Source organism: Paenibacillus sp. FSL K6-2524 (genome assembly GCF_038005525.1).
Classification (GTDB): Bacteria; Bacillota; Bacilli; order Paenibacillales; family Paenibacillaceae; genus Fontibacillus; species Fontibacillus anaericanus.
This window is the reverse complement of sequence record NZ_JBBOSP010000001.1, coordinates 6107481-6119109: the sequence shown is the minus strand read 5'-3', so window position 1 is coordinate 6119109 and position 11629 is coordinate 6107481. Positions and strand designations below refer to the sequence as shown.

General features: G+C 43.0%; 11 protein-coding genes. 10 read left to right on the top strand and 1 reads right to left on the bottom strand.

The annotated features are described in order from the left end of the window. The first annotated feature begins 30 nt into the window (after positions 1 to 30). The 8 genes from NST85_RS28415 (at position 31) to NST85_RS28380 (ending at position 8585) form a co-directional block, all read left to right on the top strand. Positions 31 to 1404, top strand: coding sequence for a carbohydrate ABC transporter permease (locus tag NST85_RS28415; RefSeq protein WP_307400353.1), 1374 nt, complete (start codon positions 31 to 33; stop codon positions 1402 to 1404). Positions 1405 to 1407: 3 nt separating this feature from the next. Further along, on the top strand, positions 1408 to 2253 hold the full coding sequence (locus NST85_RS28410) for a sugar ABC transporter permease (RefSeq protein ID WP_341190994.1): 846 nt from the start codon (positions 1408 to 1410) through the stop codon (positions 2251 to 2253). 15 nt (positions 2254 to 2268) lie between these two features. After that, positions 2269 to 3399, top strand: a complete 1131-nt coding sequence (locus tag NST85_RS28405; RefSeq protein WP_341190993.1) for a glycoside hydrolase family 53 protein — start codon at positions 2269 to 2271, stop codon at positions 3397 to 3399. A 72-nt stretch (positions 3400 to 3471) separates the two neighbouring features. Then, the gene (locus NST85_RS28400; protein ID WP_127191549.1) at positions 3472 to 4329 is read left to right on the top strand and encodes an AraC family transcriptional regulator; all 858 of its coding nucleotides are present in this window, start codon (positions 3472 to 3474) and stop codon (positions 4327 to 4329) included. Between the two features lie 131 nt (positions 4330 to 4460). Next, positions 4461 to 5330 carry a type II pantothenate kinase gene (gene coaW, locus NST85_RS28395; protein ID WP_341190992.1) on the top strand — a complete coding sequence of 290 codons (870 nt, stop codon included), beginning with the start codon at positions 4461 to 4463 and terminating at the stop codon, positions 5328 to 5330. A gap of 149 nt (positions 5331 to 5479) precedes the next feature. Further along, positions 5480 to 6037 (top strand): DUF6199 family natural product biosynthesis protein, encoded by a 558-nt coding sequence (locus NST85_RS28390; RefSeq protein WP_341190991.1) that lies wholly within the window; start codon positions 5480 to 5482, stop codon positions 6035 to 6037. A 243-nt stretch (positions 6038 to 6280) separates the two neighbouring features. Beyond that, complete coding sequence (locus NST85_RS28385; protein ID WP_341190990.1) at positions 6281 to 6994, top strand: ABC transporter ATP-binding protein; 714 nt, start codon at positions 6281 to 6283, stop codon at positions 6992 to 6994. Beyond that, positions 6987 to 8585 (top strand): hypothetical protein, encoded by a 1599-nt coding sequence (locus NST85_RS28380; RefSeq protein ID WP_341190989.1) that lies wholly within the window; start codon positions 6987 to 6989, stop codon positions 8583 to 8585. Before NST85_RS28385 ends, NST85_RS28380 begins: the two co-directional genes overlap by 8 nt. A 175-nt stretch (positions 8586 to 8760) precedes the next feature. Here the strand turns inward: NST85_RS28380 and NST85_RS28375 are convergent, their stop codons facing one another. Further along, positions 8761 to 9150: a hypothetical protein gene (locus NST85_RS28375; RefSeq protein ID WP_127191556.1), complete on the bottom strand. Its 390-nt coding sequence runs from the start codon at positions 9148 to 9150 to the stop codon at positions 8761 to 8763. Positions 9151 to 9414: 264 nt separating this feature from the next. On the opposite strand from NST85_RS28375, the gene NST85_RS28370 reads away from it, so the two are divergent. Both NST85_RS28370 and NST85_RS28365 read left to right on the top strand, forming a co-directional pair. Next, positions 9415 to 10407, top strand: a complete 993-nt coding sequence (locus tag NST85_RS28370) for a zinc-binding dehydrogenase (RefSeq protein WP_341190988.1) — start codon at positions 9415 to 9417, stop codon at positions 10405 to 10407. Positions 10408 to 10516: 109 nt separating this feature from the next. Further along, positions 10517 to 11587: a LacI family DNA-binding transcriptional regulator gene (locus tag NST85_RS28365; RefSeq protein ID WP_170220153.1), complete on the top strand. Its 1071-nt coding sequence runs from the start codon at positions 10517 to 10519 to the stop codon at positions 11585 to 11587. Positions 11588 to 11629 lie beyond the last annotated feature (42 nt).

The following is an 11629-nucleotide window of genomic DNA, read 5'->3' as shown; positions in this document are numbered from 1 at the left end:
TGAAACTGTGCAGAGATAAAGGTGAGAGAAATGAAAGATTCGCAAATCAAACAAACACCAAATTGGTTAGTTGGATTGTTGTCCGCCATTATTTGGGGCTCTGGACAAGTATTGAATAGGCAGTACTTAAAGGGGCTTCTCTTCTTTCTTATAGGAACGGGGAGTATTACAGCAGAAATTGTAACTGGCAACTACCTGAATATGAGTGGCGGTTATAGCCTTCGCGTGAATGGCGGCTTTTTCTTAAAGGGAATATGGGGATTAATCACGTTAGGTACGCAACCGCGGAAGATGGGGCTGACCGGTCTTACCGCGGGCGATCATTCCATTGTACTGATGGCGAATGGGATTATCTCTTTGTTAGTTATCCTTATTCTATTGTTCCTCTACGTATGGAATATAAAAGATGCAGCTAAAAGTAGAAGCGCAATTAATGAAACAGGTAAGTGGGAAAGTTCGCTGCAGTATTTCCAAAAAATATGGGGTTCGATGTATGCGTATATCGTGCTATCCCCCAGTGCGGTGTTGTTGTTATTTATAAGTGTACTGCCGATTGTATTTGGTGTAATGATCGCATTTACCGATTACAGTCGTAATAATACTCCGCCTACCAAACTTGTGCATTGGGTCGGGCTGGACAACTTTATAACGGTGACGCAAGTGTTCTCATGGATGCATACATTTCTAGGTGTCTTGGCTTGGACCTTCGTATGGGCAATCGTTGCTACCGTGACGACCTACTTCTTTGGATTCTTCCAAGCCGTTCTTCTAAATGACTCCGCCGTGAAATTTAAAAGGTTTTGGCGCAGTATCTACATTTTGCCATGGGCAGTACCAGCCATGATCTCTGCGCTCGTGTTCAAGTCGATGTTTAACGGGCAGTTTGGTCCAGTCAGTCAATTTCTACTTGATATCGGCCTTACGTCTGAAAGGATTAACTGGTTCACAGATCCCAATCATACGACGCTTGCACGGATATTAGCGCTGTTGGTCAATTTGTGGCTTGGCTTTCCCTACTTCATGGCACTTATCGGGGGTACGCTCACAAATGTCTCGGAGAGCCTTTATGAAGCAGCCCGCATAGATGGAGCTAGTTCTGGGCAGATGTTCTGGAGAATCACGTTACCTATTGTATACAAAGCAACGGCACCTCTGTTGATGTTGTCCTTTGTTAGCAATTTTAATAACTTCGGCGTCATCTACTTCCTAACGGAAGGTGGACCAGCTAATCCGAATTATAATTTTGCAGGTAATACTGATTTATTGATTACTTGGTTGTACAAGTTAACTCTCGATAACCGACTTTACAATATGGGTGCAGTCATGTCCATCATCGTCTTCCTGATCGTTGCTAGTTTCTCGCTACTAAATCTACGGAAATCGAAATCGTTTGAGGAGCTTTAAGCTATGAATCGTAAGCGTAAAAACGTTGCAGGAGTATTCAAAACAGTCCTGATCTACATGGAATTGATTGTTGTGGCGCTTGTCGTTATCTACCCTTTGGTTTGGATTGTAGGTTCTTCCTTCGGTAGTTCGAAGGGACTCGCTAATGCTTCTGCCATACCACACAATCCCACCTTGCAGAACTATAAGGATCTTTTTCAGAACACGAATTTTCCAATATGGTATATGAACACGCTCAAAGTTGCCCTAAGTAACATGGTGTTTGGTGTCCTTCTCTCGACTTTAGGAGCATACGCGTTTTCAAGATTCAAATTTAAAGGAAAAAAAGCGAGTCTGTTGACGATTCTAGTTCTGCAAATGTTCCCAGCCTTCTTAACAGCAATTGCTGTGTATATGCTGTTTCTGAACTTTGGCCTGCTGGACAGCTTAGTCGGTCTAGTCGTTGTGGGTATCGCTGCTCAATTGCCCTATAATATATGGCTACTTAAAGGATATCTCGACAATATTTCACCGAGTTTTGATGAGGCGGCCTTAATCGACGGTGCCTCACGTACACAAATTTTCACGAAAATTATTATACCGTTAGCGTCACCCATGCTGACTTTTGTAGCTGTATTACAATTTGCTGCACCATGGATGGATTTTATATTGCCAAGGTTGCTTATTTCTAGCGAAGAGAAGAAGACGGTTGCCATTGGCCTGTATTCGATGATTATCGATCAGACCAGGAATGAGTTCACGTTGTTTGCATCAGGATCGGTGTTGGTAGCTATTCCAATCGCGGTTCTATATATTGTGCTTCAGAAATATTTGATTAACGGGTTGTCGGCTGGTGGAGACAAAGGATAGGAAGGATAGATAGAGATGAGCCATACTTTTATGAAAGGCGTAGATATTTCTATGCTGACTGAAGTGGAAACCTTAGGGGGAGAATACTTCCTCGACAATGAGAAAAAGGATCTATTTGAAATATTACGTATCAAAGAGTTGAATGCAGTCCGGCTGCGATTATGGTTGAATCCTTATGATGAAGAAGGCGAGCCTTATTTGGGCGGAACTAATGATTTGGAGACAACGATTGAGTTAGCTAAAAGAGCTAAAGAACAAGGACTTCAGTTTATGCTTAACATCCATTACAGCGATTTTTGGACGGATCCGAAAAAGCAGTCGAAGCCAAAGGCGTGGCAATCCTTTTCCGGTGAACAATTGGAGGAGAAAGTTTACCTTTACACCAAAGAGGTTCTAGACGTATGCAGAGCTTGTGACGTTCTTCCGGATATCGTGCAGGTTGGGAATGAGACCACGAACGGTATGTTGTGGCCTGATGGTAAGACGCCTAAGTATCTTTTTGAAGAGAAAAAGTTCGAAGCCGTGGATGAAGAAGAGTGGAAATTATCCTATGATCGATTGGCTAGTCTGTTAAAGGCAGGAGTTCGGGCGGTAAGAGAAGCGGGCTCGATGAGAATCATCTTGCATCTTGATGCAGGGGGTTCTAACATTCTGTACCGAACTTGGTTCGATGAGATGAGTGCGAGAGATGTTGATTACGATATCATAGGATTATCTTATTATCCGATTTGGCATGGAACCTTAGAAGAGCTGCGATTCAATATGGAAGATATAAGTGTTCGTTATGACAAAGAGGTGCTTGTCGTAGAGACCGCTTACGGATTTACGTCAGAAAGTCCGTCTGGACATGATATTTTTACAGAGTATCTATCTAATCAAGCCGGGTATCCAGCTACAGTAGAAGGTCAAGCGCAATTTCTGCATGATTTGATGACGACGGTGCAGCAGGTCCCTAATAATAAGGGACTCGGAATCGTCTATTGGGAGCCCGCATGGTTGCCTGTGGAAGGGTCAAGCTGGGCGAGCTATGCCGGTATGAACTACGGGAATGATATCGCTACGATGGGGAATCATTGGGCCAACCAAGGATTATTCGACTTCAAAGGAAATGCGCTGGACTCCCTAAATGTATTCCGAAAATTTTGAGCATGGTATAATTGTCGGCAAGTAGTGGGAATTATCCATAACTAGACTGGTTGCTAACAGGTGGGATGATCCATGAGATGGAGCAATGAGAACATCAGATGTGTATTTAATTCATTAGAGCGTTCGCTTCCGCTGTATGTCGAAACGATCGGTTACAGTGCATGGGAACGCATATTCAATCGACCGGATGGATATCCCTATTATCACTGGCTTCACACGCTAGAAGGGGAGGGAATCTTTGAGTTTTCAGGATCAAGGGTCTCGCTAACTGCAGGCAAGGGAGTATTGATAACGCCTTTTACCCCTCATTTCTATTATCCTGTATCCGATCGTTGGTCGACTGCTTACATTACATTTGGTGGTGTGGCTGTAGCTGCGATATTGGATTCAATAGGAATGAACCAATCGGCTATTTATACCGAGTCGGATCAGTTTAGCTTCACGAATGTCATTGGGGAGATGATTCATAAGGTCGATCGGGATGCCGAATTCTCTGGATTGGAGTCGTCTACAGAGTTGTATCACTTTCTGATGCTACTGAAAAAATTTGGCATGCCAAATGATCAGCCCTCATTGTCCCAGTATTATGATAAGCTGCGTCCCGTTGTACAATGGATGGAGGAAAATTGTTCTGCCAACGTCGGACTACCGGAAATTGTAGGACAAGCTAATATGAGTGTTTCTTATTTGAATGAGCTGTTCCGCGATGCATTCGGCATGAGCCCCTATTCTTTTTTGATTCAACTTCGAATTCGGGAAGCCAAAAAAATTATGGTGACGAATCCCGGCATGGCGCTTAAAGAGGTGTCTCTATTAGCAGGTTACAATGACGTTAGCCATTTCGTTGCCACCTTTCGAAAGAAAGAGGGAATTACCCCAGCCAAGTATAGGGAACTGCATCTTGCTGCCCAAGCGAGTGATGCTCTATAAAGTGGATCTAAAACCAACTCCGTTAATGGAGTTGGTTTTTTGTGCAATGATCGAATTCGTAATTAATACTATAATGTTGGATATTATGGAATAGTTTTCGCTAAATATATATACATAGTTGAACAATTGATATGCAGTATGCCACAATAAGTTGGTGGATTTTCGCTGAGAAGGAGTGCATAGCAATTAAGAATATTGGTATTGATGTTGGCGGCACGCTAATCAAAGTTGTGAGTATGGAGAATGATGTTCTGAGTTTTAACAAATTCCCTGTCGCCCAAATAGAAAACGTCGCTATAGAGATGAATAAGTTGGATGATGCAAAGATATGTCTTACCGGTGGTAAGGCTGAATTGTTTGAATCATTTATGATAGGAAAACCTTTACATATTGTTGAGTTCGAGGCAACATGTCGCGGAGTACAGTATCTTCTTAATAAATATGATTCGAAGCAGCAAGAATATATAGTAACCAATGTGGGGACGGGAACTTCGATTCATCATGCTGGAAAAACTAAGCATGAACGTATCGGAGGAACGGGGGTTGGTGGTGGTACATTATTAGGTTTAGCTCGTCTGTTGACTGGTTTAACCGATTATGAAGACATCGTCAAACTAGCGTCCAAAGGAGAACGGGATCGAATCGATTTGAAAGTGAGTCATATTTATGAGGATGCAGAGCCTCCAATTCCAGGAGATCTGACGGCAAGTAATTTTGGCAGAATGCTAAAGTTACCTTCTACGGATGAGCTTACACATGAAGAGCTTTTGGCCTCGGTAGTAGGGCTTGTAGGGGAAACCGTAGCAACGACTAGTGTTCTTGCGGCTCAAAATTGTGGCGTCTCATCTGTTGTTTTTATTGGATCCACGTTTATAGACAATGAGTTACTTAGCGAGACTGTGCAAAGATATACTCTGCTTAGAGGAGCTTCACCCGTATTTGTTAAGAATGGTGAATATTCTGGAGCTATCGGTGCCTTACTCTATGGAGCTAGATCTTAGCTTCTATATCAATTCAGAGATTGATACATTAAACGCAAAAAAGGAGAGGGACTGATCACCCCTCTTCTTTTTTTGTGAACCAAATAAGGGGAACTTATTCCTAAATAAAGCGTTTGATACTATATCCATAACAATTAAGGAGGGCTTCCATGAATGGATTATTTGGGTTCATTCTGCTTGTCATAGGAATCTTAGGGGTCGCATCACCGTACTCAGCCTGGTATTTATCTATTGGTTGGAAAATTAAAGATGCGGAACCGAGCGACGCAGCACTCGCTATGCATCGAACCGTAGGCGTCATAGCCTCACTTGCTGGATTTATTCTAATCGTTTCGAGCTGTGCCTCTATGTTTACAGGTGGTTCGGATGCTAAATGGGAGAAGAAATTCCAGCAACGGCTGGAGACCGGAGTAGTGTCAGAAATCTCATTTGGTATGATCGATAAAATAAGTTTGACGGTTGAAGAGAGGAACGAGGTCGTGGAACTGATCAAGGAGGCGCGATTGGAGCCATTCGATACAGGGAGTATATACGGGGCTTCCGGTTCAGGGTCTATTTCTTTTGAGGATGGGTATCAAGTCGAGTTGGTTCTGTTCGGTAACTCCCATGGTATTGAGCTCCATCCTAATGAGACTGAGAATGCCTTCAGGATAGAGAGCAACGAGCTAGAAAGTTGGATTCGAACCCACGTTCTGAATCGTGAATGAAAGCTCATCTGAGCTGCTCCTTGAATTGGCCGGCAATTTGAACAGCGGCATCCAGCGATTCTGCATATAATAGAGAAGGTATGTTGCCGAGGCAGCATACCTTTTTATTTTTTTTGATGAGGCAATTGAACGTTTAGGTTAGGCTATTCGTATAATAGTTGTTCAACTAGAAAAATCGGATGAAGAAGATGATAGGACGCTATTCCAAGCGTTTTATATAAGCTAATGAAGAGGTGATGGAAGATGCTCACAATAAAACATTTTTCCAAACGGTATAAGGGTGGTAAGAAGGCGGTAGACGACTTGAATTTAGTGGTCGAGCGTGGTGATATTTATGGCTTTATCGGACATAACGGAGCAGGCAAAACAACGACCATTCGGTCGGTGGTGGGTGTGCTTGATTTTAAAGAAGGAGATATTGAAATTGATGGTATCTCGATTAAAAAGGATCCGGTAGCCTGTAAAGCCATTACTGCGTATATTCCTGATAACCCGGATCTATACGATCATCTTACCGGCATCCAGTACTTGAATTTCATAGGAGATCTCTTCAAAGTATCCAAAGCCGATCGTGAGGCACTAATTAAAAAATACAGTGATGACTTTCAGCTTACAGCCAGTCTAGGTGATATGATTTCTGCGTATTCCCATGGTATGAAGCAGAAGCTTGCTATCATCTCTGCGCTGATCCATAAACCTAAGCTGTTAGTGCTGGATGAGCCCTTTGTTGGACTTGACCCTAAGGCTGCTCACACGTTAAAGACGATCATGGCGGATCTCTGCCGCAATGGTAGTGCAATCTTCTTCTCGACTCATGTACTGGACGTGGCAGAAAAGCTTTGTAACAAAATTGCGATTATTAAAGCGGGTAAATTAATAACCCATGGCAGGACAGAAGATGTTAAGGGTGACAACAGTCTTGAAGATGTATTCCTGGAGTTGATAGCCAATGATTAATATATGGAGATTGACGAAGCTCCAGTTGCTATCTTCCTTTGGCTTGAATAAAGCACTGCATGCTCGTGATGTGAAGGAAAGACGCAAGTTACTTCTGCTGAGTATCAGTGTTCTGATTGGTGTGGGCATGATTGCAGTGGTTTCATTTGGATACAGCTATGCGATGGCGATGACCTTTGAATCAATAGGTCGGATGGATCTGCTACTTGCTATTATGATGGCTGTAACCTCCCTGATCGGACTCTTCACAACGATCTATAAGGCAAGCGGTGTATTATTCGGTTTTAAAGATTACGATTTGGTTATGTCATTGCCTATCAAAACGAGCCATGTTGTTGCGAGTCGTGTGCTTCAGCTCTATGTGCTGAATTTATTTTTTACTTTGATGGTGATGGTGCCAGCTGGGGTGGTTTATGCGATCAAAGTAAATCCTGGTTCGTTTTATTATCTGTTTTTTCTGATGACACTCTTATTTATTCCGTTAGTACCGATCATTGCTGCAACTATTGTTGGCGCACTAATCAGCTGGATCTCCTCACGATTTAAGGCGAGTCGGATGATCAATATCCTATTAAACTTTGCACTTGTTATTGCCATTATGGCGAGCTCGTTTCGTGTGGATGGTAATGAGCAAGAATTTGCTGATATGAGTACGGGGCTGGCGGGTATGATATTTAAGCTGTATCCTCTTACATCCATGTATATAGATGCCGTTTGCTCCTATCAGGTTGGCTCATTTGTCTTATTTATAGCGATATCCCTACTTTCATTTATGTTGTTTTGCACAGTACTGGCTACAAAATATAAAGCCATTCATACAGGGTTAATGGCTTCTCATACGAGCAGCAACTATCAGATGAAGTCGCTATCAATAGGGTCGCCATTTCGCGCGCTTTATAAGAAGGAGCTGCGTCGATATTTTAGTTCTTCCTTATATATACTGAATACAAGCATCGGCATGATACTTTTACTTGCGATGTCGATTTCCTTGCTATTCATAGATGCCGATGAGCTTGGACAATTGACTAACATACCGCAGCTTTCTACTTATTTGAACATACTGGCACCACTAGTCGTATCCATGTTTGTCGCTATAAGCTGTACAACGTCAAGCTCCATTTCTCTTGAAGGTAAGAATATATGGATTTTAAAGAGCTCACCTGTACCGAAACAAACGATACTACTTAGCAAAGTTGCGGTGAACCTTACCGTTACCCTACCTATCTTGGTTGTCAGCTGTGTGCTGCTGATGATATCCTTGCACACGGGATGGATGGAAAGCTTGCTATTGCTTGTGATCCCTGTGATTTATGCTTGTTTCTCCGCAATAATGGGTGTGCTGGTCAACTTAAAACTTCCTAAGCTGGAGTGGACAAGCGAAGTTACCGTTATCAAACAAAGCGCAGCGGTTATTGTAGCTCTATTTATAGGTATCATCAGCATAGTGATTCTGTTGGGTCTATCCCTTCTTTTGTCCAATATAAATGGGAATCTTATTTTGTTAGGCATTGGACTTATTATGATAGTGGTCTGTAACGTGATGTACCGATACATCGGGGCAAAAGGGGAGCAGTTGTTTCAGGCTCTTTAATAATTCAAAGAATGCCAAAGATATGTAAGCACGCTACTTGGTTATCTCGAATGGCTCTAAGCCGGAGAATTTCCTCCGCCTTGAGGCATTTTAATAGCGATAGCCAGAGTGAATATCGAAGACCCCAGGTATAACCTTGGGTCTTATTGCGCGCGAACATAGGAGTCTTCGAGGGTTAACCGAAAGAGGTGAAGACGCTCTGTTCGACGATTTCCTGGACTTCTTCCTTGTACGCGGCATATTGCTCAGCGGAAATGCTGCCGCTGCGAAGGCGGTTATCTAGTTGCTCTATAAGTTGTGTCGTTTGCAGTTGGATGACTTTCGCGATGTCTCCACCTTGATCCGTCGTAATGTCATACAGGGAATTACCTTCATATAAGGATTCATACAGCTCCTCGTCGGACGATTGATTGAGTGCTTCCAGCAAATCATCTTTCTCCGAAACACCAGTGTAGGACCACTTCGCTACGGGACTTGCGCTTGCAATGGAGTCGGCTAATGCGCTATTTCCGAAGGTTATAACTACAATCATCGTTCCGGCAATGATTACTCGTTTTATGTTCATAGTTAAATTCCTCTTTTCCATGGTTATTGGTGTTAATCATATGATTAAGAGATGTAAGAGTTTCAGCCTAGTGTTATTGTAACCAGCAAATCTGAGTGGAACCTTAATTGTTCTTTAAGATTATGTAAAGATTGGGAGAGTGTCCTCTCTTATCTTGGATAAAGTATATGCTTAATTATCAAAATGGAAGCGAAGTACGTTTGACAACGTTCGTAGTATTCTGCTAACTTATATGTGTAACGTTACACATATAGAGAGTAGGTGTTGGTTATCACGATAAGAGATAATTATTCGGTCCAATTCATAGAGAAGCAACTGGCCGCACTGGTAAAGTGTGCTTGGGATGATAGTCCTCTTTCTGCGCACGATATCATCGGTCGTACAGTAGTTTCACTCGTCTCCTCCGGTTCGGAACGTGGGGCATACATGGATTACTTTGGAGGGACTACATATCCGGTGGAATCCGGCTACGCTGCGGCAATGGAAGTGCAGGAGATCGGCGCCGCGGTAACGAATGTCAATGTAGGAGATATCGTGTTTGCTATGGTTCCCCATCGTGTATATAACCGAGTGAAAGATGACGAAATCATACATATTCCTGCAGGGATGCTTCCGGAGCATGCAGTGATTGGCCGTTTTCCAGCCGTATCAATGACGTCTATGATTCATACACGAATTCGTCCGACCGAAGTGGTTCTCGTGACAGGATTGGGTGTTGTTGGACTTATGTGTGCTCAGGTCATGCAGCATTGTGGTTACAAGGTTTATGCGTTCGACCCCAACTTGAGTCGTAGAGAAGTTGCACAATCCTGTGGACTGCGGCATGTATACGGTTCCCTTGACGATGTGCCTGAAGTAAAAGGAGTTGCTGGACTAGCAATGGAATGCTCCGGACGGGAAAATGCGGTCTATTCCTTGATGGCAAATCTGCGAAAAGGCGGAGAGCTCTATCTAATAGGCGTACCATGGTTTCGTTCTACGGATACTTTTGCGCAAGAGCTGTTATTGAATATTTTCTACGGGTACATTCATGTGTATTCTGGTTGGGAGTGGTCCTTGCCGGGTAATTCCACGGACTTCGATCCAAACAGTAATCATAATAGTATGGTGAGAGCCATGGAATGGATTCGGGATGGCTTGATCAAGGTTGAAGGAATTTATGAAGTCGTGTCCCCATCTGAATGTGCCGGGGTGTATGAGAGTATAGCGTGTGGGACTTTGCAGAAAACATGTGTCTTATTCGATTGGAGATTGTAACGGGTAAGAGACCCATTGGATGCTACACTCAAGGGAAGATTAATTGCATAGAGTATAGAACAAATATCATAATAAGATTATGTTGAGAAATGAGAATGGAGGTATAGGAATGGCAACGATTAAAGATGTAGCAGAGAGAGTAGGAGTATCCGTTACTCTAGTATCCCGAACACTGAATAATCAAAAAGGAGTTAAACCGGAATCCAGAGCGAAAATCCTTCAAGCTATGCGCGATCTAAATTACGTACCTAACGAGTTGGCGCGTTCTCTTGTACTCCAAAGGACGAATACGATTGGTATCGTTCTAGACTACCTTAGCTCTCCCTCAGCCAGTAAGCTGATTAAGGGATTAGAGAAAGGCGTAGATGAGTTTGATAAAGAGGGCGTATACAATATTATTTATTGCAGCGCGAGTGGAGATTTTCAGAAGAAGCAGAGGCATGTTGCATTCCTAACAAAGGGGAGAGCTGACGGGGTCCTAATCTATGGAAGCCTTGTTACTGATGATGAGATTATCATGAATTTATCCCAATCTAATTTTCCTACCACACTGATCGAGAACGATTTGGATTCGGTTAATGCGAATAAAGTCGTGATGGACAATGTAGATGGTGCCTATAGAGCAACGCAGTATCTAATAGGGCTTGGACATCGCAGGATTGCCCATGTGACAGGGAATATTAACCTTAAGATAACATTAGAACGGCTTAATGGTTACATGAGAGCGTTACAGGATGCTCAGATTCCCATTGATCCGACATTAATTATTTACCCCGATTTCAGCGTCCCTCAAGGCGGAGATACGCATGACGTATGGAGTATCGAAACCTATATAAGGTGCGGCTATGAGAGTGGTAATAAACTGATGGATCACCCAGATCGGCCGACAGCGATCTTCTTCGCGACGGATATCTCTGCCTTTGGAGCCATGAAGGCGCTTGAGGAGAGAGGGCTCTCTGTACCCGACGATGTATCTATTTTTGGTTACGATGATGAGCGTCCGGCTGATTTCGGTTTTCAATTCGAACCTATCAGCACAGTCAAGCAGCCGCTTGAACTTGCAGGATATACGGGAATTAAGCAAGTGATCAGCAGCTTGCAAGACTTGAATGCGCCGAAGGAAAGAATTGTACTGAAGACAGATCTAATCATTCGTAATAGTTGTAAAGAGAAAGTGTAATATCCTGATGGTTGAACTTCAATTATCGGCAAAGTGGCTTAA

Excerpts from the sequence above, each read along its gene's own strand:
- NST85_RS28415 (WP_307400353.1), top strand. The coding sequence starts at position 31 with ATGAAAGATTCGCAAATCAAACAAACACCAAATTGGTTAGTTGGATTG.
- NST85_RS28410 (WP_341190994.1), top strand. The coding sequence starts at position 1,408 with ATGAATCGTAAGCGTAAAAACGTTGCAGGAGTATTCAAAACAGTCCTG.
- NST85_RS28405 (WP_341190993.1), top strand. The coding sequence starts at position 2,269 with ATGAGCCATACTTTTATGAAAGGCGTAGATATTTCTATGCTGACTGAA.
- NST85_RS28400 (WP_127191549.1), top strand. The coding sequence starts at position 3,472 with ATGAGATGGAGCAATGAGAACATCAGATGTGTATTTAATTCATTAGAG.
- coaW (WP_341190992.1), top strand. The coding sequence starts at position 4,461 with ATGCAGTATGCCACAATAAGTTGGTGGATTTTCGCTGAGAAGGAGTGC.
- NST85_RS28390 (WP_341190991.1), top strand. The coding sequence starts at position 5,480 with ATGAATGGATTATTTGGGTTCATTCTGCTTGTCATAGGAATCTTAGGG.
- NST85_RS28385 (WP_341190990.1), top strand. The coding sequence starts at position 6,281 with ATGCTCACAATAAAACATTTTTCCAAACGGTATAAGGGTGGTAAGAAG.
- NST85_RS28380 (WP_341190989.1), top strand. The coding sequence starts at position 6,987 with ATGATTAATATATGGAGATTGACGAAGCTCCAGTTGCTATCTTCCTTT.
- NST85_RS28375 (WP_127191556.1), bottom strand. The coding sequence starts at position 9,150 with ATGAACATAAAACGAGTAATCATTGCCGGAACGATGATTGTAGTTATA.
- NST85_RS28365 (WP_170220153.1), top strand. The coding sequence starts at position 10,517 with ATGGCAACGATTAAAGATGTAGCAGAGAGAGTAGGAGTATCCGTTACT.